At 63.9% G+C, this 22,911-nt stretch carries 23 protein-coding genes; 2 read left to right on the forward strand and 21 right to left on the reverse strand.

Annotated elements, in window-relative coordinates; genetic code table 11:
- Positions 1 to 62: 62 nt before the first annotated feature.
- From groL to glmS, 11 genes are all read right to left on the reverse strand, one after another.
- Positions 63 to 1,670 (reverse strand): chaperonin GroEL, encoded by a 1,608-nt coding sequence (gene groL / locus HMPREF0291_RS00935; RefSeq protein WP_005286542.1) that lies wholly within the window; start codon positions 1,668 to 1,670, stop codon positions 63 to 65.
- A 19-nt stretch (positions 1,671 to 1,689) separates the two neighbouring features.
- Entirely contained in the window at positions 1,690 to 1,992 is a 303-nt protein-coding gene (groES, locus tag HMPREF0291_RS00940) for a co-chaperone GroES (RefSeq protein ID WP_040423912.1), read from the reverse strand.
- Between the two features lie 209 nt (positions 1,993 to 2,201).
- The gene (locus HMPREF0291_RS00945; protein ID WP_005286548.1) at positions 2,202 to 2,651 is read right to left on the reverse strand and encodes a hypothetical protein; all 450 of its coding nucleotides are present in this window, start codon (positions 2,649 to 2,651) and stop codon (positions 2,202 to 2,204) included.
- 105 nt (positions 2,652 to 2,756) lie between these two features.
- Positions 2,757 to 3,809: a tRNA (adenosine(37)-N6)-threonylcarbamoyltransferase complex transferase subunit TsaD gene (gene tsaD, locus HMPREF0291_RS00950; protein ID WP_005286550.1), complete on the reverse strand. Its 1,053-nt coding sequence runs from the start codon at positions 3,807 to 3,809 to the stop codon at positions 2,757 to 2,759.
- On the reverse strand, positions 3,806 to 4,291 hold the full coding sequence (gene rimI, locus HMPREF0291_RS00955) for a ribosomal protein S18-alanine N-acetyltransferase (protein WP_005286553.1): 486 nt from the start codon (positions 4,289 to 4,291) through the stop codon (positions 3,806 to 3,808). The genes tsaD and rimI overlap by 4 nt, the downstream gene beginning before the upstream one ends.
- Complete coding sequence (gene tsaB, locus HMPREF0291_RS00960; protein ID WP_005286556.1) at positions 4,292 to 4,978, reverse strand: tRNA (adenosine(37)-N6)-threonylcarbamoyltransferase complex dimerization subunit type 1 TsaB; 687 nt, start codon at positions 4,976 to 4,978, stop codon at positions 4,292 to 4,294.
- The gene (locus HMPREF0291_RS00965; RefSeq protein WP_005286558.1) at positions 4,979 to 5,515 is read right to left on the reverse strand and encodes a hypothetical protein; all 537 of its coding nucleotides are present in this window, start codon (positions 5,513 to 5,515) and stop codon (positions 4,979 to 4,981) included.
- A 10-nt stretch (positions 5,516 to 5,525) separates the two neighbouring features.
- Positions 5,526 to 6,005, reverse strand: coding sequence for a tRNA (adenosine(37)-N6)-threonylcarbamoyltransferase complex ATPase subunit type 1 TsaE (gene tsaE / locus HMPREF0291_RS00970; RefSeq protein WP_005286561.1), 480 nt, complete (start codon positions 6,003 to 6,005; stop codon positions 5,526 to 5,528).
- A complete protein-coding gene (gene alr, locus HMPREF0291_RS00975) occupies positions 5,989 to 7,116 on the reverse strand; it encodes an alanine racemase (protein ID WP_040423420.1) in 1,128 nt (375 codons plus the stop codon). The genes tsaE and alr overlap by 17 nt, the downstream gene beginning before the upstream one ends.
- A gap of 175 nt (positions 7,117 to 7,291) precedes the next feature.
- Positions 7,292 to 7,951: a hypothetical protein gene (locus HMPREF0291_RS00980; protein ID WP_005286566.1), complete on the reverse strand. Its 660-nt coding sequence runs from the start codon at positions 7,949 to 7,951 to the stop codon at positions 7,292 to 7,294.
- Positions 7,952 to 7,960: 9 nt separating this feature from the next.
- Positions 7,961 to 9,823, reverse strand: coding sequence for a glutamine--fructose-6-phosphate transaminase (isomerizing) (gene glmS / locus HMPREF0291_RS00985; RefSeq protein WP_083770339.1), 1,863 nt, complete (start codon positions 9,821 to 9,823; stop codon positions 7,961 to 7,963).
- A gap of 87 nt (positions 9,824 to 9,910) precedes the next feature.
- Between glmS and HMPREF0291_RS00990 the strand changes: the two genes are divergently transcribed.
- Entirely contained in the window at positions 9,911 to 10,762 is an 852-nt protein-coding gene (locus HMPREF0291_RS00990; RefSeq protein WP_005286573.1) for a poly(ethylene terephthalate) hydrolase family protein, read from the forward strand.
- Between the two features lie 33 nt (positions 10,763 to 10,795).
- Here HMPREF0291_RS00990 and HMPREF0291_RS00995 read toward each other — a convergent pair whose 3' ends face one another.
- The 10 genes from HMPREF0291_RS00995 to HMPREF0291_RS01040 form a co-directional block, all read right to left on the reverse strand.
- Positions 10,796 to 11,050, reverse strand: coding sequence for a hypothetical protein (locus HMPREF0291_RS00995; RefSeq protein WP_005286575.1), 255 nt, complete (start codon positions 11,048 to 11,050; stop codon positions 10,796 to 10,798).
- A complete protein-coding gene (locus HMPREF0291_RS01000; RefSeq protein ID WP_005286577.1) occupies positions 11,050 to 12,654 on the reverse strand; it encodes a hypothetical protein in 1,605 nt (534 codons plus the stop codon). The genes HMPREF0291_RS00995 and HMPREF0291_RS01000 overlap by 1 nt, the downstream gene beginning before the upstream one ends.
- The gene (locus HMPREF0291_RS01005; protein ID WP_156774777.1) at positions 12,647 to 12,967 is read right to left on the reverse strand and encodes a hypothetical protein; all 321 of its coding nucleotides are present in this window, start codon (positions 12,965 to 12,967) and stop codon (positions 12,647 to 12,649) included. The genes HMPREF0291_RS01000 and HMPREF0291_RS01005 overlap by 8 nt, the downstream gene beginning before the upstream one ends.
- Positions 12,968 to 13,098: 131 nt before the next feature.
- Entirely contained in the window at positions 13,099 to 14,442 is a 1,344-nt protein-coding gene (glmM, locus tag HMPREF0291_RS01010) for a phosphoglucosamine mutase (protein ID WP_005286584.1), read from the reverse strand.
- 106 nt (positions 14,443 to 14,548) lie between these two features.
- Positions 14,549 to 15,115, reverse strand: a complete 567-nt coding sequence (rpsI, locus tag HMPREF0291_RS01015) for a 30S ribosomal protein S9 (RefSeq protein WP_005286588.1) — start codon at positions 15,113 to 15,115, stop codon at positions 14,549 to 14,551.
- The gene (gene rplM / locus HMPREF0291_RS01020) at positions 15,115 to 15,558 is read right to left on the reverse strand and encodes a 50S ribosomal protein L13 (RefSeq protein ID WP_005286590.1); all 444 of its coding nucleotides are present in this window, start codon (positions 15,556 to 15,558) and stop codon (positions 15,115 to 15,117) included. Before rplM ends, rpsI begins: the two co-directional genes overlap by 1 nt.
- Before the next feature lie 344 nt (positions 15,559 to 15,902).
- Complete coding sequence (locus tag HMPREF0291_RS01025) at positions 15,903 to 16,190, reverse strand: WXG100 family type VII secretion target (protein ID WP_005286593.1); 288 nt, start codon at positions 16,188 to 16,190, stop codon at positions 15,903 to 15,905.
- A gap of 38 nt (positions 16,191 to 16,228) precedes the next feature.
- Positions 16,229 to 16,546 (reverse strand): WXG100 family type VII secretion target, encoded by a 318-nt coding sequence (locus HMPREF0291_RS01030; protein WP_005286596.1) that lies wholly within the window; start codon positions 16,544 to 16,546, stop codon positions 16,229 to 16,231.
- Positions 16,547 to 16,751: 205 nt separating this feature from the next.
- Positions 16,752 to 17,768 carry a type VII secretion-associated protein gene (locus HMPREF0291_RS01035; RefSeq protein ID WP_005286600.1) on the reverse strand — a complete coding sequence of 339 codons (1,017 nt, stop codon included), beginning with the start codon at positions 17,766 to 17,768 and terminating at the stop codon, positions 16,752 to 16,754.
- Positions 17,765 to 21,397 (reverse strand): type VII secretion protein EccC, encoded by a 3,633-nt coding sequence (locus HMPREF0291_RS01040; RefSeq protein ID WP_005286603.1) that lies wholly within the window; start codon positions 21,395 to 21,397, stop codon positions 17,765 to 17,767. Before HMPREF0291_RS01040 ends, HMPREF0291_RS01035 begins: the two co-directional genes overlap by 4 nt.
- 161 nt (positions 21,398 to 21,558) lie before the next feature.
- Here HMPREF0291_RS01040 and eccD point away from each other — a divergent pair, with 161 nt between their 5' ends.
- The gene (eccD, locus tag HMPREF0291_RS01045; protein ID WP_040423421.1) at positions 21,559 to 22,881 is read left to right on the forward strand and encodes a type VII secretion integral membrane protein EccD; all 1,323 of its coding nucleotides are present in this window, start codon (positions 21,559 to 21,561) and stop codon (positions 22,879 to 22,881) included.
- Positions 22,882 to 22,911: the final 30 nt, after the last annotated feature.

Genomic DNA, 22,911 nt, shown 5'->3' on the forward strand with positions numbered 1-22,911 from the left:
CAAAACGCCCCACCGTGTTCCGATGGGGCGTTTGCTGCGCGATCACGCGCGGGCGTGCAGCTCTAGTGCTGGTGCCCTGCGTGCTCGTCTTCTTCGGCAGGCTTATCCACGACCGATGCCTCGGTCGTGAGCACCATGCGTGCCACAGACGCAGCGTTGACCACTGCGGAGTGGGTGACCTTGACGGGGTCGATGATGCCCTGCTCGATGAGGTTGCCGTACTCGAGGGTGGCGGCGTTGAAGCCTTCACCGTTGGGCAGCTCAGCGATCTTGGACACGACCACGGATCCGTCCAGACCGGCGTTCTCGGCGATCCAGAAAGCGGGCTTGGTCAGTGCGCGCGCGACAGCCTGGACGCCGACCTTCTGCTCGCCGTCGAACTCTTCCGCATACTTCTGCAGCTCGTTCGCGATCTGCACCAGTGCGGAACCACCGCCGGCGATGATGCCTTCCTGCGCGGCGGCGCGGGCAGCGTTGATAGCGTCCTCGACGCGCAACTTGCGCTCGTTGACCTCGGTCTCGGTCGGCGCGCCGACGCGAATGACGGCGATGCCGCCGGAGAGCTTGGCCAAGCGCTCCTCGGCCTTTTCCTTGTCCCAGGTGGAGTCGGTGTTCTCGATCTCGCGGCGGATCTGGCCGCGGCGGTTCTCCACTGCCTCGGCGGAACCTGCGCCGTCGACAATGACGGTGTCATCCTTGTCCACGGTGACGCGGCGAGCGCTACCCAGGACGTCGAGCTCGATGTCCTTGAGGTTGATGCCCAGCTCCGGATCGACCACGGTGGCCTCGGTGACCACAGCGAGGTCGTCCATGAATGCAGCGCGGCGCTCACCGAAGTACGGGGACTTCACGGCAACGACCTTGAGGGCGCCGCGGATGGAGTTGACCACGAGGGTCTGCAGCGGCTCACCCTCAACGTCCTCGGCAATGATGAGCAGCGGACGGGAGGTGGCCACGACCTTTTCCAGCACCGGAAGGAACTCCGGCAGGGAGGAGATCTTGTTGCGCACCAGCAGAACCAGCGGGTTCTCCAGGACAGCCTGGCCGGCCTCCGGGTCGGTCATGAAGTACGGGGACAAGAAGCCCTTCTCAAAGGAGATTCCTTCGGTAACGTCCACGTAGGAGTCGATGGACTGGGACTCCTCAACGGTGAGAACACCGTCCTTGCCCACCTTGTCCATGGCGCCGGAGACCATCTCGCCGACCTCCGGGTCGCGGGAGGAGACGGTGGCCACGTTCGCGATTTCCTCGCTGGAGGAGACATCGGTGGCGCGGGCCTTGAGCTCCTCGACAACCTTCTCAGTGGCTGCGGAGATGCCCTTGTTCAACTCAATCGGGTTGGCGCCAGCAGCGACGTTGCGCAGACCTTCGTTGACCAGGGCCTGAGCGAGCAGTGTCGCGGTAGTGGTGCCGTCACCGGCGATGTCGTTGGTTTTCACAGCGACGGACTTGACCAGCTGCGCACCGAGGTTCTCGAAGGGATCCTCGAGGTCGACCTCGCGGGCGATGGTCACGCCGTCATTGGTCACGACGGGGCCGCCGAAAGCCTTGTCCAGCACGACGTTGCGGCCGCGGGGGCCGAGCGTGACGCGCACGGAGTCAGCCAGCGTGTCCACGCCGCGCTGGATGCCCTCGCGGGCCTCCTGATCAAATGCAATCAGTTTTGCCATTGGGGATTAATCCCGCCTTTTACTTTTCGACGACGGCCAGCAGGTCACGAGCAGACAGCAGGAGGTACTCCTCGCCGTCGTACTTCAGCTCGGTGCCGCCGTACTTGGAGAAGATCACGGTGTCGCCTTCCTTGACGTCCACCGGAATACGGTGCTCACCCTCGTCGTCCCAGCGGCCCGGGCCGACGGCGATGACGGTCGCTTCCTGCGGCTTCTCCTGAGCGGAGTCCGGGATGACCAGGCCGGAGGCGGTGGTGGTCTCAGCCTCGACGATCTGGACGAGGATCTTGTCCTCCAGGGGCTTGATGTTGACGTTTGCCACGGTTTGAAAACCTTTCGTTTCAGACTTGGTTTCTTCTTCGGTCGGTGCGCAGCCGTCGTCGCGGGTGAACAAACTGTGCCCAAAACCTGGTTAGCACTCTACCCTCGCGAGTGCTAGGTAACAACAAGGGCCGAGTCCGCAGTGTCCGCCTGCAGCGAACTCCACGTCTACCCGGCCCGAAGGTTAAGGCCCGAAGCTCTACAGCAGGTCTACTCCTGCGGGGAGCCCATGTTGAGCACGGCGTTGCGCCACAGCTCGTACTCTTCACCGTTGTCGTTGATGAAGTTGCGCACAGCACGGATGGCTTGCTTGATCTGGGTGACAATCTCGTCGTCAATGCTCTTGCCGCCGCGGCCGGTGAAGATCACCGGACCGGAGATAGCGTGCACCGGGTCGGTGAGGAAGTTCGGGTTGTCGGTGGCTGCCTGGTTGCGGGCCATCGACGCGACCGGGTTCGGGGCTGCGCATTGCTCACGGGCCTCCGGGGAGTAGATCGCCTGGAACTCGTTGTCCTGCTGGACGAATGCGACCTCGACCTGCTCCTGCACGGTCGGGCCGAGGAACTGCTCGGCGCTACCGGTGCCGAAGACAATGCGGTGGTAGGTCAGGTCCGGGTACACCAGGAAACCGAAACGCTCGTGGTCCTTACGAGAGCTCATAGCTAGAGGTCCTTTCACAGTTTATGGGTGGTGTTTCTGCGTGAATCATCTTCACGTTAGCTCTAAATGCCCACGTGCGCTCGGCAAGCGCATCGCTGGCACCACCTAGCCGGTGACCAGTGGCGTTTCCACCTCGAGGGCAGTGTCTGTGGCCGTCGACAGCGGCGACGGTTCTGCACCCTCGTGAATCAGCTGTGCGGCCAACGCCGCGATCATGACCCCGTTGTCCGTGCAGAGCTTGAATCGCGGCACACGCAGTTCAACTCCTGCAGCCGCACAGCGTTGCTCAGCTACTGCCCGCAGGCGGGAGTTCGCCGCGACTCCCCCGCCAAGCAGCAGCGTGCGCGCACCGGTGTCCTCGCAGGCCATCATTGCTTTCGCGGTGAGCACGTCGACGACAGCCTCCTGGAACGAGGCGCACACATCCTCGATGGAGATGACGGCGCCGTCCCGCTCCGCCGCCTCAACGTACCGCGCTACAGCAGTTTTCAATCCGGAGAAGGAGAAGTCGTAGCGGTGCTCGCCGCGCAGATCCTCGGCACGCGACAGCCCGCGCGGGAACCGGATCGCGTCCGGATTTCCCTGCGCCGCCAGCTTGTCGATCACCGGCCCGCCCGGATACCCGAGTCCCAAAAGCCGGGCGACTTTGTCGTAGGCCTCGCCAGCAGCGTCGTCAAGCGTGCTGCCCAATTCGCGCATCGGCTTGCCCACGGCATCCACCTCAAGAATCTGCGTGTGCCCGCCGGAGACAAGCAGCGCGATGGAGTGCGGCAATTCCTCAGCCCCATCCAAGTTGGCCACCGCGACGTGCCCGCCGAGGTGGTTGACCCCGTAGAACGGCACACCCCACGCTGCGGCGTACGCCTTCGCGGCAGAGGCCCCCACGAGCAAAGCGCCGGCGAGCCCTGGGCCGACAGTCGCGGCGACAGCATCTGGCTTATCGACGCCCGCTTGCCCCAGCGCCTCCTCCATCACCGGCGGCATAGCCTCCAGGTGGGCACGCGAAGCAATCTCCGGGACGACACCGCCGAAGCGAGCGTGCTCGGCCATCGACGACGCGACAACGTCGGCAAGCACCGCCATCGAGCCGTCCGGTGAGAGACGGATAATGCCGACGCCTGTTTCATCGCAGGAGGACTCGATGCCGAGAATGATCATGCTCCACTCCTTTCGCTCAGACTGTGCCGCATCATGGTGTACGCGTCCGCGCCAGATGGCTGGTAATAACCCTTGCGCAGGCCGATCTCGGTGAAACCGAATTGCTCATAAAGCCTAATCGCCGCGGTGTTGTCCACGCGAACCTCGAGAAACATCTGCCCGTCGTACGCATCCGCAACGTGCACGAGCTCCTCCATGAGCACCCGCCCGATCCCCTCGCCCTGGTGTTCGCGGGCCACGGCAATGGTGTGCACTTCGAACTCGGGATCGTTGCGGGGGCCGAGCTTAGCCAGGCCCGCGTAGCCGACCAGCTCCGCCTCCGCATGCTCAGCCCCTGCGAACACTCCGACGTAGAACGTGTGCGGGTGCGCGAACTGTACCAGGAAAACATCGCGCGACCACGGACTCTCGTCAGCGAACAGGTCGGCCTCGATTGCGGCGACGGCAGACGCGTCGGCCTTCTTCAACTCACGCAGGAACATCTACACGTCCACGTCCGGGATCGCCGGCGACTTCGGCTTCGGAGCCGGTTCCTTCGCGTCCGGACGACGCAGATACAGCGGCGCCAGCGGTTCGGGAGTTGCGGCCAAGTCAGCCGCTGCGACAAGGCCCGCGGGATGCGGGGGGATGTAGGTGATGTGGCGGGCGACGTCGATAAGCTCGGCGGGCAACTGTCCGCGCAAACTTTCCGGGCAACTGATCACGTCTGCACGGGCCACGTCCAGCGCGGCGGGTGCAACGACATCTGGCCCCGCCATGCGCCGCGCGGCTTCGTAGCGGGCCCAGTACACCTCGCGGCGGCGGGCATCGGTGACGATCAGGCTGCTGCCCTCCCAGTGCTCCTGCTGCGCAAGCGCCGCGACCGCATCGTGGGTGCACACACCATGCACCGGAATGCCCAGCGCCTGCCCAAAAGCAGCAGCCGTGGACATGCCCACGCGCAGGCCCGTGAATGGGCCAGGGCCACAGCCGACAACCACAGCGTCAAGATCACTGAACTCGAGCCCTGCTTGCGACAGCAGCTCCATGACGGTGGGCACCAGCAGCTCGTTGTGCGCGCGGGTTTCCGTCACCGCCTCCGCGAGAACGCGGGCGTCAGCGCCGGTATCCGTGTCGACGATCCCGGCGACAAGATCCGTCGTCGCAGTGTCGATCGCCAGAACGTTCATCTACTGCACGCGCGGCCCGAAGCGCCACTTGCCGCCGTCCCAGTGCACCGGGAACCCGTTCTCGGTGCTGACGTACTGGTTGAAGTAGTTGCCGTTGCACAGGTCCATCACGTCGTTCGGGATGGTGTCCACGGCCTCGAAACCCTTCTCCACATCCGAGGTGAGCAGGACGTAGCTGTTGCCGGACTCGAGATCGATCTGGTCCTTGACGCTCTCAGCGGCCTTCAACTTTGCGTCGATAAGCTCCTGCGGCTCTTCCTTGCACAGCGGAATGAACGCCGTGATGTCCTCACCGTAGACATAGCGCAGGTCAATCACCTCGGCCGCAACCGCATCGCTCGTCGACGGCTCCATCTCCTCCAACGTAGAAACAAGCGAACCGGATGCATCCGCCTCCGACACGGGCGTCGGTTCCCCGGCAGCGTTCTTCGACGACGAGGATTTAGGCATGAGGAACATCATGGCCACCAACGCGATGATCCACAGAGCGATGACGATTCCCGTCCAGCCCTTCTGGCTTGCTGAGAGCTTTTGCATGCGTCCAACCCTACCCCGCTGGCGCCCACGAGATAACCCGCCCCTCGTCGAGAGCGTCGCGGTTGAGGGTGACCAACAGGTAGCGGGAGGTCAACTGTTCCACCAGCCCACCACCCCATTCCGCCACCACGACGGCATCTTCCAACTCCGAATCGAGGTCGAGAGCGTCGAGCTCTCCCAGCGGATCCGCCGTGCCAGTTCCACCGACGCTGTCGAGAAGACGGTAGGCGTCCACGTGCACGAGCGCTGGGCCGTCACCGGTGTTCTTGTGCTCCCTGGCGATGATGAAGGTCGGGCTGGTCACCCGGCCTTTCGCCCCCATCCCCTGAGCAATTCCCTGCGTCAGCGTGGTCTTGCCCGCCCCGAGTGGGCCGTCGAGGATGACCATATCCCCTGCTTCCAGGCTCGCACCGAGCTGCTTACCGAACGCGCGCGTGTCCTCGGCGGTGGCGCATTCCGTGCGCCCGGGCTGATCAAAGGGAGGTTTCATGGCTGTATTGTCTCTCAACTCGCCCGCAGGGGGAGCACACCACCTCGTAGTGGATCGTCCCGGCGCGGTCCGCCAGCTCAGCCGCAGTCATGCCGCCCTCGCCGAAAATGACGGCGGTGTCTCCTGGTTGCACATCGGCTGGGTTGTCGCCGAGCCAGACGATGAACTGGTCCATGCATATCCGTCCGACCTGCGGATATCGCGCACCGTTCACCGTCACCTCGACCGCGTCCTGCCAGGCGCGCGGAAGCCCGTCGGCATACCCAACAGGCACGACCGCCGTGTACCCGTCCTCCGGCGCAGTCCACGTCAGCCCGTAGCTCGCACCCTCACCCTTTCCGATGAGTTTCACGGCGACGATCTCCGCCGACCACGTCATCGCCGGGCGCAGCTGGGCGCGGTCGAAGTCGGTGTTCGGCGCGGTTCCGGGCGCTGCTTCCGGCCCTGTTTCCGGCGCGACGGGGTCAAGCCCGTACAGCGCCACTCCTGCCCGGATCTGCTCGAAGGCCAGCTCCTTGCGGGACAGCGTGCCGGGAGAGTTCGCCAGGTGGTTGCACGGCACGTCCAGCCCCATGCTGCGGGCCAGGGCAATGCCACGCTGAAAGGACTCGTACTGCTCCGTGTTGAACGGGTTGCCCGGTTCATCAGCGCAGGCAAGGTGGGACATCACGCCCCTGACAGTGAGGCCAGCGTTCGTGGCTATCGCGAACGCATCGGCCCAGTCCTCCTCGTCAATTCCGGAGCGGTTCATGCCTGTGTCGAGCATGAGGTGGACGGGGGTGTGGGGGGAAACGTCGATAAGCGTGCGCAGGTGCGTCAGTGTGGGGGCACCGACCTCGATGCCTGCAGGAATGGGTTCGCCGGGGGCCCACATCCATGCGAGGACTGGCTTGTCGGTGAGACGTTTGACCTGGGAGGCTTCGGCGAGGGTGGCCACCCCGAACGCGTCCGCTCCAGCCTTGTCCATGACCGGAACGACGCGCTCCACCCCGTGGTTGTACGCATTCGCCTTGACCACGCACATCAGTTTCGCGGCACCGGCACCCCGTTTGAGCAGGGCGGTGTTGTGCGCGATCGCGTCCAGGTCGATGTGGAGTGTGGCGGGACTCATGGGGAATATTGTGCCAAAGGCCCGCTTGCCGGAATACTGCTCGGGCTTTTTCAGAATACTGCTCAACTGAACCTGCTGGTCAGAAGTATGCGATGCGGCTAATAAGCGCCAGCAGTCTTCTAGGCGCCGCGAGCAGGCTTAGGGCCCGCCGCGTACGCACACGCACCCGCACGGGCTACACGAAGTGGATCACACCGAGCAAGACCAGCAGTGCCGCCACGAACCAGGTCGCGCCAAGAGAGACCTTTTCGGAGTTGTCGCGAGCCCAGTCGAAGGCGCGGCCAGCGGGGCTGAGCGGGGCCCGTCGCACCCACCCCACGAGCAGAGCGCACACGGTGGGCAGGCTCAACGCAACGGTGGCGTAGAGAATGAGGAAGGTGTACCGGGTCGCCAGCTCAACCCCCGCCGTCGACAGCACGGCCAATCCGCCGTAGAACGGCACGGACGTGGCCGACTGGATCAACCCGAGGATGAAACCGACCACAACAGTCGTCGGCGAGGGGGTGCGCAGCGGTTCCAGAATGCGCGACACCAGGGCGGAGTTGTCCCCACCGCGCAGCGCCAACAGCCCTGTGACCAGGCCGGTGGCAATGAGCAGAATTCCGAAGATCGGTCCTTCGACGAAGCGGTGGACGACCGAGCCGAGCCCGTCGAAAAGCGCCAGCATGATGAAGGCGAGCGACGCCACACCCAGCCAGTCCCCGGCGATGAGCAGACTCACCGTGCGCGCGTACTGGCTGCTGCCGCGCGGCACAATGATGCCCACCGCCACGATCACCCCGATGAGTAGGAGGTTGATCGAGTCGACGAAGGCGAACCCGAGGGCCGAAAGCATCTGTAAGCGCTACTCGACAGTGACCGACTTGGCCAGGTTGCGCGGCTTGTCAATGTCCTCGTTGCCGCACTCGCGTGCAATGAACGCCGCGAGGAACTGCAGCGGAACGGTGGCCAGCAGCGGCTGCATGATCGTCGGTGACTGCGGGATGCGCATGAGCCAGTTCGCGTACGGTTCGACGGCGGTGTCGTCTTCTTCCGCGATGACGATCGTCTTGGCACCGCGGGCGCGGATCTCCTGGATGTTGGAGACGATCTTGGAGTGCAGCTGGGACACGCCGCGCGGGCTCGGGACGATGACCACGACGGGCAGGTCGTCTTCGATCAGCGCGATCGGGCCGTGCTTGAGCTCGCCGGCGGCAAAGCCTTCCGCGTGGATGTACGCCAGCTCCTTGAGCTTGAGCGCGCCCTCGAGTGCGATCGGGAAACCGACGCCACGGCCGAGGAAGAGCATGGTCTTCACAGCACCGAGGGTCTCCGCGATGTGCTTGCACGTGTCGTGGTTGCCCAGCGCGGCTTCGATTTTCTCCGGGATGGCTTCGAGTTCCGCCCAGATATCGCGGATCTCATCCGGGTACTTCGTGCCCTTCGCCTGGGCGAGTGCCAGGCCGACGATGTAGTTCGCGGCGACCTGCGCCAAAAACGCCTTCGTCGACGCCACACCGATCTCGGGCCCGGCGTGGGTGTAGAGCACAGCGTCGGACTCGCGCGGGATCTGGGAGCCGTTGGTGTTGCACACTGCCAGCACTTTCGCGCCCTGCGTCTTGGCGTGGCGGACAGCCTCGAGGGTGTCGGCGGTCTCGCCGGATTGGGAGATGGCCAGCACCAAAGTGCGCTCATCCAGCACCGGGTCGCGGTAGCGGAACTCGGACGCCACCTCGATCTGCACCGGAATGCGCACCCAGTGCTCAATGGCGTACTTCGCAGCCAGTCCGGAGTGGTAGGCGGAGCCACAAGCGATCACGAAGACCTGGTTGAAGGACTTCAGTTCACGCTCAGAGATGCTGTTCTCATCGAGGATGACGCGCTCGCCGTCCCAGTGGCCGGCCAGGGTGTCGCGCACAGCTGCCGGTTGCTCGTAGATCTCCTTCATCATGAAGGAATCGAAGCCGCCCTTTTCTGCAGCTTCCAAGTCCCAGTCGATGGTGAAGGGTTTGGACTGGGCCGGAGTGCCGTCGAAATGCAGCACCTCGTAGTCGTCCTTCGTGATCACCACGACGGAATCCGATTCGAGCTCCACGGCGTTCTTCGTGTACTCGATGAATGCGGCGACGTCGCTGCCGAGGAACATTTCGCCCTCGCCCACACCGACCATGAGCGGGGTCGAGCGGCGCGCGGCAATGATCTGGTCCGGGTGGTCAGCGTGCACAAAGAGAATGGTGAACGCGCCCTCGAGCTTGCGCAGCACGCTTAGCGACGACTCCTTGAAGTCCCCCGCCGTCTCCCCCTCGTTATAGGCGAGAGCGAGCAGGTGGGCAGCGACCTCCGAGTCGGTTTCGGACTGCATCTCAATCCCGGAGCGCTCCAACTCCTCGCGCAGGGACGCGAAGTTCTCGATGATGCCGTTGTGGACGATGGCAGCCTTGCCGTCGAACGACATGTGGGGGTGGGCGTTCTCATCCGTCGGGCGGCCGTGCGTAGCCCAGCGGGTGTGCCCGATCGCCGTGGTGCCAGCCAGGTTCTCTGCGCCAATTTCTTCGATTCTGTCCTCGAGGTTCTGCAGTTTGCCCGCACGCTTTGCGACGTCCAAGCTGCCTTGACCCACTACAGCGATACCGGCGGAGTCATACCCGCGGTACTCCATGCGCCTCAGGGCGTCGAGCGCGATGCCGAGTGCCTGCTGGTCTCCTACGTATCCCACGATTCCACACATGCGCTTAAGGATAGCCATGTCTGACCCATCACTACTAACCAACGTCAGCTGCTCCCTCCGCCCGGCGTATGCAGTAGTCTTGGGGGCGTGTCTGCGAACTTGAAGAAGCTCAGCGAACTGTCCAAGCGAGGCCCCTACCGCGTCATGGAGGGCGACCTTGGATACACCGGCCTGCCCGGCAAGGTCTACCTGCCTGCCGAAGGCACCGCCATCCCCGGCGTGGCATTCGGCCACGACTGGATGACGAGCGCCGCCAACTACGAGAAGACGCTGCGCCACCTGGCTAGCTGGGGCATCGCCGTCGCCGTGCCGGACACGGAGCGCGGTTTCAACCCGAACCACGCCGGTTACGCCGCCGACCTGGAGACCTGCCTGCAGATCCTGGGTGGGGTGCGCATGGGCAACGGCAACGTCACCATTTCCCCGGGCAAGCTCGGTGTGGCCGGCCACGGCATGGGCGGCGGCTGCGCCGTCCTCGCCAGCGTGGACAACGACAAGGTCAAGGCAGTTGCACCTGTCTACCCGGCATCCGTCGCCCCTTCCGCCGTTGAGGCGTCCCGCACCATGTTCAAGCCGGGCATGATCATCGGCCCCGATGAGGACTCGGACGCGATCTTCGATCCGGGCAACCCCGCCAAGCTGGCCTACAACTGGGCTGGCCCCGTCGCCTACCGCACGGTGAAGAAGGGCAACCAGCAAGCACTCACCGAGGACAACTTCCGCAAGATGCTGCTGGGCGTGGGCAAGTCCAAGACCAGCGTCCAAGAGACCATCCGCGGCCTGTTAACCGGGTTCTTCCTGCACCAGCTCGCTGACGAGAAGAAGTATGCAGACTTCTCCGAGATGGATGCCGCCGGCAAGGGTGTGGAATCCATCGTGGGCAAGGACCTCGCCGATCACGCCGGCTTCGCACGCTCGGACACGAAGAGCATCTTCTAACTCCAGCGTGCGGGTTCGCCCTGCCGCCTGGCGTTAGCCCTGCTCGGATCCGGCCCCTGTCGGCCCTTCCCTCCGCAGCACACCCTGCACTTTGCCGTGGCGGACACCACGGTAACCTCCGCGCGGGGTGGTGGTCGGCGGCTTCTGAATATTCATTTCCTTGGCGAGAGCCTGCTGCCGTGCAGTCTGCTCCATTTGCTGTTGAGTCTGCTGCAGCACCAGTTCGAACTCCGCCATGCGGCGCGCGGTGCGCTGGTTGAACTGATCGACAAAATCCTTGAAGTCCATCACCACGTCCTCGTCTTCCTCGTGCGCTCGTTTGTGTCAGAACCGGTGTCAATGCCGCTGGAGTCGGTGTGCGGCGCTGCAGGTTCGGCTGGCTGGTGCGGCTCCTCTGGGGCAACGTCGGTTGCGTCGCTCGTTTGGCCCGGCTCGCCCGCACCGGCGGGTGCCACTGACTGTTTCGGCGGTGGCGGAGGCTCCTTGACCTCAGCAAGCTCGGGTGGCGGGGCCAGCTTCTCCTCCGGTTGTTCAGTTGCTGGTTGTTCAGTTGCTGGGTTCTCCGGTGCGGGTTTTTCCGGTGCCTGGTGGTCCGGTGCCGGTTTTTCAGGCAGGGTGTCCGATTCCGTCTCGGGCGCCTCCGGCGGGCATTCGCAGTCTGCCGCCGGCGGGAGTTCCGTTTCGGAGAGACAGTCCATCACCATGTTCTTGAACTCCTCCACCCCAGCAATGAACTGGCCGATTGCGGCTTGGCCCACCGGCCCCACCGGAGGGACCGCGGGAAGAGAGGGCGGTGTGGGAAGCACGGGAGGTGCCGTTGGAGCCGCAGGAGCGGGTGGGACTCCTCCGAGATCACCACCCAGGCCGACGTTGATATTCACGTTGAGGTTCGCTCCGCCAGCACTCGCGGTGAACCCTGCGGGCTCCGTCGCCACGCTCGCCGGAATAGTCGGCATGGTCACAGACTCGGCGCTTGGGGGCGCGGCCTGAACCGACGGGGCAGGTGCAGCAACCGGAGCAGGTCCCGGGGCGGGCTCTGGGGCAGGTGCTGCCTGGGGTCCAGCCGGTTTCACGGGCGCTTCCGTCGCTCCAGTCGGGGGCTGCTCCTTCAGCGGTGGTCCATCAACCGGCGGTTCCTTCTGCTCCGGCTGTTCGGTTTGTTTTGGCGTGTCCGGTTCGCCCTCTGGGCTAGTAGGTGCGCCGCCGTTAGGCGGGTAGTACTCCTTCGCGGACGGGGATGGGAGCTGGCCAACTTCGTCGTAGAGGGACTCCAGGTGTTCGTAGCATTGGCGCATGCTCTCATTGCGGTCGTCGATGGTTTTCTCGACGTACATCAGCGCTTTGACGACGGGCAAGAGCGCGGCAGCCTCGTTCTGCGGCGACGATACAGCGCGCGCCAAGGGGAGGAACTTGAGCAACGTATCCAGGATCGCCAGCACGCCGTCTTCCGCGTTGGAATCGATCTCATCGACGGCATTGACACACTCTCCTGTTTCGGTACGCAGATCCTCAAGGCAGCGATCTAGTTCGCGCTGGCCCTCATCGAGGTCATCCTCATGGCCGGTGATCCCAATATCCCGCAGCCAGTCGCCTGCGGAATTGATCGCGCCGAACGCCAATGGCGCCAGCTCGACGAGAAGGCCCACAATGCCCCAGCCGCCCGAGCGGCCGCCAGGGAGTGACTTGCCGCCTGGTTGGTCCCCTTTGGGGTTGACCCGCGCGGCTTCGGTGGGCAGGGCGCTGGTGTCTTTCCCGTTGGTATAGTCCAACTTCGCCGAGATGTCACTCACCTTGGCGTTGATCTGGTTCAAGTCTCCGGAGGAGACACCATTTATTGCGGCTACTTCCCGCGTGACAGCGTTGAGGCGGTCTTTGACCTGCGCGTTACCCACGGGTGAACCTCCTCAGCACAGCCTCCATCGGTGCGGCGTTGCCCTCATCCGTGGACTCGACATCGTCGGTGAGCGCGAGAATCGACTCGTAATGGCGTATCCGCTCCTGCAAACGCGCGAGAGTGTTCTCATGGACCGCGGTCATGGCCGCCCCCAAGCGTTCCGCGTCGCTAGTGAACCCCTCCCCCAAACAGGCCGGATCCACGCTCGGCCGCTGCTGGCGGAGCAGCTCCACCGCTTCGGTATACCGGGATATCGCGCCCCGTAGCGCTTCCCGCATCTCACCCGTGTCTAGCTCTAAAGGTGCATTCACGTTCAATCCCCCCGCGTAAATGAAGCCGCGCATGCGGCAGTCGAATTCCTCACACAGAGTTAGACTGCCGCGGACCCCCCTTTGGTTCCCTGCTGCCCCAATTACTTTAAGGCATTTTCAGCGCACTCGCGCTAGACAGAGGCGACAGTGGCGGCGAGCTTGCCAGCTACCTTGCGCGCATGCTCCTCCTCCGCTGCTTCCACCATGACGCGGAAGAGCTCTTCGGTACCAGAGGGGCGCAGCAGCACACGGCCACTCGAGCCAAGCTCGGCCTCTGCGGCGGCGGTGGCTTCCTTGACCTCGGGGTTGTCCAGGATGAGCGACTTGTCCGACACGGGCACGTTGATGAGCACCTGCGGCAGCACCGTCATCACGCTGGCCAGCTCTTTCAGTGTCGCGCCGGTTTCGGCCATGCGCTCCATGATCATCAGGCCGCTCAACGTTCCATCGCCCGTCGTCGCGCGGGACGGCAGCACGATGTGGCCGGACTGCTCGCCGCCGAGTGAGTAATCGCCGCGCGCGAGTTCCTCGAGCACGTATCGGTCGCCCACCTTCGTCTCCAGCACAGCGATGCCCTCGCGCTCCATGGCAAGCTTCAGCCCGAGGTTGCTCATCACGGTAGCCACGAGCGTGTTTTTGCGTAACGACGACTTCTCCTTCAGGCCCAAAGCCAGAATCGCCATAATTTGGTCGCCATCGACAACATTGCCCTCGGCATCGACAGCCAGGCAGCGGTCGGCATCGCCGTCGTGGGCCAGGCCCAAATCAGCGCCGTGCTCGACAACGGCTTTTTGCACCTGGGAGATGTGAGTAGATCCGCAGTTGTCGTTGATATTGAAGGCGTTGGGCTTGTTGAAGATCGGGATGACCTTCGCCCCGGCTTCTGCGTAGGCCTCCGGCGCAAGTCGGGAGGCGGCACCGTTGGCGCAGTCTACGACGACCTTCAGGCCGTTGAGACGAGTGGTCACCGAGGCGTTGAGGTGGTCCAAGTAGCGGTCGTGGGCTTCCGGGGACTCCTCGATGATGCGGCCGATGCCGGTGCCGGTTGGTCCGCCCTCATCGATGTGGGCCATCTCCTCCTCGATGTCGTTCTCCACGTCGTCAGGGAGCTTCTTGCCGCCGGCGGAGAAGAACTTGATGCCGTTGTCCGGCATGGGGTTGTGGGACGCGGAGATCATCACGCCGATATCCGCGCCGTAGTCGTCAGTGAGGAACGCCAAGCCCGGCGTCGGGATGACTCCGACGCGGAGCACGTCCACACCTTTCGATGCCATACCGGCTGCCATTGCCGCCGCCAGCATCTCCCCCGACACGCGCGGGTCGCGGCCGATGATGGCGGTCGCACGACGCTGGTCGGAACGCTTCGTCTGCGTCAACACCGTGGCCGCTGCCTGGCCCAGCTTCAGCGCCAAAGGCGCGGTCAGAGCTTCATTGGCCAAGCCACGGACACCGTCAGTTCCAAACAGTCGAGTCATGAGACACCATTATGCCTTAGGGGATTTTCAGGTTGGTAATGCGTCGATAAGCGAAAAGCGCCCCCACCCGCAAAGGGTGACGGCGCTTGTGAAGCAGTAACCGCGATTAACGCTTGGAGTACTGCGGGGCACGGCGGGCCTTGTGCAGACCAGCCTTCTTGCGCTCGACGGCACGTGCGTCGCGGGTGAGGTAGCCAGCCTTCTTCAAGGTCGGGCGCTCAGCCGGGTTGTACACGTTCAGGGCGCGGGCGATGGCCAGGCGCAGAGCACCAGCCTGGCCGGTCGGGCCACCACCGTTGATGTTGGCCTTGATGTCGAACTGGCCTTCGCGCTCCAGCAGCGTCAGCGGGGACAGGATGTCCTGCTGGTGCAGCTTGTTCGGGAAGTAGTCCTCGAACTCGCGGCCGTTGACCGTGATCTTGCCCTCGCCTTCGACGACGGTGACACGGGCGATGGCGCGCTTGCGGCGGCCGACGGTCTGGATCGGGCCCTCGTGGAAGGACGCGACCTCGACGGTCTCCTCAGCGCCAGCGGTCTCATCCTCGACTGCCACGGCGTCGCCGATGGTGTAGTTGAACTCTTCGGTCGCAGCGGTTGCGGCGTCGACGTCGGTGAGGTCAGTCTCAAGGGCTGCGTCAGCGATGTTGTCGGGGGTGTTGTTCGGCTCGGTCATTACTGCGCCACCTGCTTAAGCTCGAAGTTCTCGGGCTTCTGCGCCTCGTGCGGGTGCTCGGCACCGACGTAGACGTGAAGCTTCTTAATGGACTCACGGGAGAGGCGGTTGTGCGGCATCATGCCCTTGACAGCCTCTTCGATGACGCGGTCCGCGCGCTCATCGAGAGCACGGCCCAGGGTCATGGACTTCAGGCCACCCGGGTAACCGGAGTGGCGGTAGCGCATCTCACGATCGCGCTTGTTGGACGAAATGTGGACCTTGTCGGCGTTGATCACGATGACGTGGTCGCCGGTGTCGACGTTCGGTGCGAACTGCGGCTTGTGCTTACCGCGCAGTAGGTCTGCCACGGTAGAAGCAAGCTTGCCCAGCACCACGTCGGTAGCGTCGATGACGTACCACTGACGGGTAATGTCACCGCTCTTCGGGTGGTAAGTAGACATACATGGACTCCTTGAAGTCTGTATCTAGAGGCTGCCGGCCATGTGCGCCCGCTCCCCCCTCACATTCCGGCGGCCGGTGGAGACCCGGATGTGAGGTGACCAGCTACCGCAGAGCGAGCGCCGGTCGGAGACAACACACAGACCGTTAACCCTAGAGCACCACCTGCCGAAACACCAAAACGCCGCCGCAGAAGTTTCCCTGCGGCGGCGCGGCAAAACCTGATCCCCCTCTGTCCGCGCCACGCGTCGGTGCCCAACGTCGCGTCCGCCCACGCCAACCGAATAGGAACGGTCAGTGCAGCTTTAAGACGCTTGCAAAAAGGGAACGGCAGTGTGTGGCGTACTTAGGCCCAGCTGTTAGCGGCGGCGGTGTTGACCGCCTTCATCCGGGAGTTGCCGTTTTCGACGGTGTTGCCGATGACGGTGAGGATCTCGTTCAGCTCCTCTGCCGCGGCATCCCATTTCGCCTGGTGGATCTGGTACGCCTCAGCTGCTTCACCGTCCCAGCTGTCCACCATGGGGCGCAACCGCGCCTTCAGGTCCTCGAGCTGGCCGTCGATCGTGAGTGCCGACTGCAGAATGTCCTGGGATGTGTTTGAGATCGAGGCGAATTGGTACTTGATGACAGTCATGGTGTTCTCCTTTAACTCTCTGAATTCTCTTCGTGGGCTTACAGGGCCAGGCCTGAGGACGGCGCGATCGACGAGAAGCTATCCGCGTTAGTGGCCTCGACGTCTTCGTAGTTGCCCGCGTTATCGCGGATGTTCATTGCGATGGCGGTCAGTGCCTCCCCGAGACGGCGCTCGGCATCGTCGTAACGCATCATCAGCTCGTTGAAACTGACCTGTGCGGTGCCGCCCCAGTGGCTGCGCGCCCCCTCTGCGAGAGTCTGCAGACGGTTGAGTTCACCGTTGATTTCTTCATTGGTCGTTTCGACTTCCTTGGCGGCGGCGCGCATCACGTCGGCTTCTGTTTGCATGTTGCTCATGTTTTCCCCCGATATCGGTGTGTGACTTAACGGACAAAGGCCGGTCCGGGCACGTGGCGCGTAGTCGGTGAAGCACCTTTGCGAGCCGTTCGTGACCTTTCCACCCTTATTGGACTGCCGCAGGCCCCTGTTTGGTTCCCTCGGCGGTGAAAATTCTTGGAGTTTTTCTCCGTGCGGGCCGGTACCTGCCCCTTTGGTGAGACGGTTAAGGAGGGCTGTACCGGGCCGAGTCGTTAGCCATGGTGCATGTGGCCTGCTGGACTGACGTGGGAGCTTTCCGGGTGTGGCAACCAATGGAGATTTGGTGGTCTGCATCGACCCAGGCGCGCCAGTGGGCTTGGGAGCCGTCTGGAAGCAAGTGCCTGTAGGTGATGCTGTGCTCATCACGCTCGATGAGGCGTAACTCGGGGTCGCCGAGAATCTCCTGCTCAATCTGGGCGATCACGGCTTCTCCTGCCACTCCGTAGAGCGGATCAACGGCAAGCTGCAAGCGGAAATCCGGATCAGGGCCGGTCGCGCGCCACATATCTTCATCGGGCTCGAGGGTGAAGCCGACCGGCACCTCCACGCTCAGACCGTCCTGGGTGAGAGTGACGAACTCGGGCTGCGGGGCTGGCTGCGTAGAAGGCGCGGATGAATCAAGCGAAGGAGCCGATGTCACCTCACTCGTCGTCGCGCCAATGGAGGCGCCAGATCCGGCCGCGTGCTCTAACGCATCGGAACCAGACCGCGCAACGGCCCACACAGCGGCAGCGCAGAGTGCGCCGATGACGACCACCGCCACAATGAGGAGGGGGCGTGCGGGTAGGAAGGTGTCGCGTGAGCCGTCGTAAAGCGTCGGGCGACGCAGCGTGATTTCCTCCCATTCGTTTGTGGACGGATTTGTTTCAGTTTCGGAGTCCGTACTCGAATCCGCCGTTTCGGCAGCGCCCGCTTTCGCATTGGGGCGCAGGGCATGCTTTCCGCGCGGTTTCGTGGTCTCGCTGGTGAGCACGACGTCGTATCCGCTCATCAGAACAACGAGGTCGTCGATGGTTTCTTCATCCCCGACAATGTGCACGTGGGCACCGGCAGGATCACTACCCAAACATTTGCAGATCGCGGCGGCGATCTCGCTGGTGCTCGGACTGTCGTGGCGATGCACGTTGGCAGCACCTTCGAAAACGACGCTGTCGGGGCGGATAGTCACCGTGAGCTGCGGTGTGGTCAACCGTGTAGTCATGCTGCGTCACCTACTGCGATCTGGATTGGGCCGGCGTTGTCGTTGTCGCGCACGAGGATCCCGCGCCCCGGCGCAAGCGGCATCGGTCGAACACCGAAAAGCTGTCCTTCTTCCCGGTTCCCGGAGAGCAGAACAGCGTCAGGAAGCTGATCTTTCAACGTGGACAAGAACGGAGAGAACAAAGCGCGGGCGCTGCCGCCGAACTTGCGGGCGGCAATGATGTGCAGCCCAATGTCGTGGGCATGAGGAAGGAGCGCGACGAGCGGACGCAGGTGCTCGTCGGGAACAAGTTCTAGGTCGTCGATCACAAGGTAGATATCTGGACCAGTCCACCAACTGCGAGCGGCGAGTTGCTCGGCCGTGACATCTGGCCCCGGCAGACGCGACGACATCGTGGCCACGGTGTCGGTCACCGCTGTAGCGGCCGCGTCAGAAGAGCCCGCATACGCTGCGACCATGGGGTGGTCCGCGTGGCGCAGGTGGACACGCCGTGGATCGATGACCACCATGCGCGCCTGTTCCCGCGGGAGCTCGGCGATCTGTGTGATCACAGTGTTCACCAGCGTCGATTTGCCAGAGCCCGCCGCGCCGATAGCGACGAGATGCTGGCCATCCAGGTGCACAGGTTCCAGTGCACGTCCACCAATGCCCAACAGCGGCGTGTCGCTTATCGACGTCTGAGTCTGGCGCGCCTGCCCCACCGTCACCCTCTCCGGCAGAACCCTCAAGGCAGGTACACGCGGCTGGTGCGCAGTCGTGGCTGCAATGTGTGCGATATCTTCCTTTGCGGTTGCCGCCACCAGCATGCTCATCCCGTCGGGAGTGAGTCCGCGGCCGGGCAATGCGGGAAGTTTCTCCTGCTTTTTGCGGTCGACTACAGAATCCATCGACTCAGTGAGTTTGAGCTCCACTCGAGTGCCGATGATGTCGCGCACGTTGGGACGGATCGCGCCCCAGCGCTGGGTGGTGGCCACCAGGTGCACCCCAGCCGCCGGCCCCTCAGCCGCAATGGTCGCCAGCGGTTCCCGCAGATCCTCCAGTTTCGAATCGGTCGCCAACAATGAATGCCACCCATCGACCGCCAACACCGTGTGCTGCGGTCGCGGTGCGCCACGCGGGTTTTCAATGATGCCCAAGACTTCATCGACGACGCGGCGGACCCGCTCCTCGTCGCTGCGTTCTGCCACGCCGGCAACGTGGGGCAGACTTTCAAGGTCCGCGAAGTCGCCGCTACCGGCATCGACGATGTAGAAGCCGATCTGCTCAGTCGAGTGGGTGGCAGCCAAAGAGGTGATCAGCGTGCGCACGGCCATCGACTTGCCCGTTTGCGGCCCACCGGCGATCGCCACATGGCCGCCGGAGACGTTCAAGTCGAGGATGAGGGGATCTTGGCGCTGGTGGTAGGGGTCGTCGATAAGCCCAATGCCCGCGGTGAGCATTCCCGCTCGCGTGACGACGGCAGGGATCCCTACCCGGCGCGGCAGTGGTGGCAGCCACACGCGGTGAGCGCTGTGCCCGCGCAACTGAGCAGTCTCGCCGGCGGCCTCAACAACAGCCGCCAGCACGGTTGTCGACGTGTCCGGCGTACCTGCGACGACCGGGGTCACCTCGGGCGGATCCCAGCCGTCGAAAATGCGTACTGCCGGGATGCTCGCTGCGGTATGGGAACCGTGCGCCGCAACGTCTTTTCGCATGAGTGGACCGGAGACATACGCCGCTTTGAAACGCGTGACCTCACTGGATGCGGCCTTGAGGTAGCCCGAGCCAGGGTCAGCCGGCAACTCGTAAGCATCGGGGATGCCCAGTACCTGGCGCGACTCGGTGGCTGAGAACGTGCGCAGACCGATGCGGTAGGACAGGTGCGAATCCAGGCCGCGCAGTTTGCCCTCCTCAAGCCGTTGTGAGGCTAACAGCAAATGCACACCCAACGAGCGCCCTAACCGTCCGACAGCGACGAAGAGATCCGCGAAGTCCGGGTGTTGGCCGAGGAGCTCGGAGAACTCGTCGACCACGATGAGCAGTGCCGGCAGCGGATCCATGTCTGGACGCGTGCTCATGCGTGCCGCGGTGTAGTCGGTGACGTTGGCGAAATTACCCGATGCGCGCAGCAGTTCTTGGCGGCGGTTGAGCTCGCCGGAGATCGCATCGAACATGCGCTCCACCAGGACCGCCTCGTCTTCCAGGTTGGTGATCACCGCGGATGTGTGGGGTAACCCTTCACATCCGAGGAACGTGGCGCCGCCTTTGAAATCAACGAGGACAAAGTTGAGCTCCTCGGGCGAATGTGTCGCTGCCAGCGCTGCAACGAGTGTTCTGAGTAGTTCAGACTTACCGCTTCCTGTCGCGCCAATGCACAATCCATGCGGGCCCATTCCGCCGTGCGCTGACTCCTTCAGGTCTAGATAGACGGGCGCTCCGCCCGATCCCGGACCTTCCGTACCGATCGGTACCGTCAACCGTTGCCGGGTCCCCTCCCGCCCAGGCCACATCGCCGGCCCAGACAGCTGGTCTACGTCTTCGAACCCCAACAGCTCTAACAGGTCCCCGCTATTGGCAGTACCTGTTTGGCCCTCAGGACGGCGGTAGAAGGCGAGATTCCGGCAGATGTATTCTGCGGCACCGTCACTGAACTCGTCAGGCTCCCCAAGCGGCTCCGTGCCAGCTGCTGTGACCGCACTAATGCGTTCCCCGCACACCAAGTGCAGCGCATCCTCGTGAACGAAGGCATCCTCATCCTCCGTGACCACGACAACGCAGTCGTGCTCGGTGCGCACTAGTGCGTCCGGGGAGCCAGCATCCACGAACGCGATCGAGAACGCCGCGGACTCAGGATCGCGGGTGTGCGGCAACCACTTGGAGAACTCGAGCCCCTCTGCAGCGACCTCAATACCGAGCAGCTCCGGGCCGTGGAAGAACACCACCTGCGCCAACATGGACCGCGCCACTGTGCGCGCTTTCGGCCCTGCAAGTGTGATGAGCGGAAACGCTTCCAACTGGATGATGATCGGAACCCGCGGCACCGCGCTCACGGCAGCCACAGTGCGGCGCAGACTCACAGCGCAAACAGGGTCGAGATCTTCAGGTGAACCGGGGTCAGGCACGTCGATAGGCGTGCACAAAGCGGACATTCCTGTTCCCACACGCACTTCCAGCGCACGAGAATCGTCGTCCACTCTCTCCCAGACCCGCTCTGTGGGCACCGCGCTGACCAATGCCTGCGGATGCGGGTGGAAGAACTCAACATGGGCACGCTGCTTGTCGCCATTTCCGCGGGCGTGCTCCGCCAGCGCGTCAAGGTGGCGCAAGTACACACGGCGGGATTCGTCAATATCCCCGGCCCGCTCCGGAGGGTTGAGCATTGTGAGCATGCCCATGACCATCATGAGCGGAAAGACCATCATCATGGGGCTAACACCCCGGCCTGACAAGGCCATGATCGCCACCATTGCTCCGATGGCTGCGACCATGACCACCGGCATGATGATTTTCATCATTGGTTCCGGCGGACGCCGCACCGCCTGCGGGACGGGCTCCGCGACGAGGTTCCCACCAGGCAGCGGCGGTGCATCGTCAGCGCTGTGGCCAGCATTGACCGGTGTTTGGACAGGATTGTTGTCCAATCCGAGCATGAATGTCCCCCCCTCGAACCATCCCTGCTGGTTCCCCCAACCGCAGGTGTTGAGCGTTAGTGTAGCGCGCCGTTACCGATTACGTGTAGCGTGAACGCCAGCACAGCTCATCACGTGTGCAGGCGGGGGCCTGCACTGTGCAACCCGGGGGGAAGAAAACTGTGGTCGCCGCATCGACTCACCATGTCGTCCGCGTCACCGTGCGTGTCAGTGCCGTGACGTACCACCGCTCCATTGACGTGACATTGCCAACCGCGTCGACGTTCGCTGAGGTCCTGCCGGAGCTTGCCCGGCTCGTCGAGCTTCCGGAAATCGGACGACCGTGGGAGTTCACCACTGCCGGAGGTGCTCCCCTGGATCCGCACACTCCCCTGCACCACATGCGCGTGCGGGACGGTCAGGTGCTTGCACTGCGCCCGGAGGAGGAGGTCGATCCCCCGGTCGTGCGCGACGCTGCGGAATCGCTCGCGGCGGTGTCGGCTGACGGGGGCCCGCGCGCCGGGATCGATACGGCGTCATCGCTCGCGGGTATCGTTGCCGTCGGTTTTCTTGTTGCTGCCCTGACCAACCCGGTTATCGGTGTCGGGGCAGCAGCCGTCGTCGCGCTCGCGATCGGTGTCATCTCCCGTTCCCGCGCGGTGTTCCCCGCCGGCGCTGTGCTTGCGGGTATCGCATGCGGCACCTGGGCCGGGGGCGAGGAAGCGATTGCGTGGCCGCTCAACAGCAGCGCAGCACTTGGTGTGGTCGCTGCATCGGCGACGGTGGCAGTCCTGGTCGGCGGTGGGGCGGTGCTGGGCTTCGCCGGCACGCGATGCGGTACTGCGGTACTCACGGTGAGTGCACTTAGCGCAGGTGGCGCATTAGGATCGTGGTTACCGTCCCCGCACGCTCCCGCAGCGACGGTCGTGCTGCTGGGGTTGACCGCCGTCATGCTCACACCTGCTGTGGCGACCCGCGGCGCCGGTCTACGCATTCCCCGCGTGCCCACTGCTGGGCAGGAGTTCTCCATCGCGGACGACTACCAGGATGACGTTGACCTGCGCACGCACAAAGCCCGCGGTATTACAGACGGTCTGGGCATCGGCACCGCCGTGTGCATGATCCCGGCGCTGATCACCATCGCTATCGCGGGCGGAGCCTGGATCTTTGCGTTCTGTCTCTGTGTCGCTGGAGCGCTCATCGTGCACGCGTCACGCCACCACTCCACCGCGCCGAGGTTGAGCCTCGCACTTTCTGCCATGACGGCCGTTACCTGTGCTGTTATCGCCGTCGCACAGATGGATAGCCCGCATCCAGCGCTACTCGTGCTCGCCGGAGTCCTCGCGGTGGCTGCGGCAAGCGCGACGATCTGGGCCCGTTTCGTCCCCGATCTGGAACCCACCACACTCGTGTGGCTCGAGCGCGCCGAGGCTGCCGCGATCATTGCCGTGTTGCCGCTGGCTGTCTACCTCACCGGTTTCTTCACGCTGATCAGGGGCCTGTAGTGCGCTTTCGCTTATCGACGTCCACGTGCA

This window comes from Corynebacterium genitalium ATCC 33030 (assembly GCF_000143825.1).
Lineage (GTDB): Bacteria > Actinomycetota > Actinomycetes > Mycobacteriales > Mycobacteriaceae > Corynebacterium > Corynebacterium genitalium.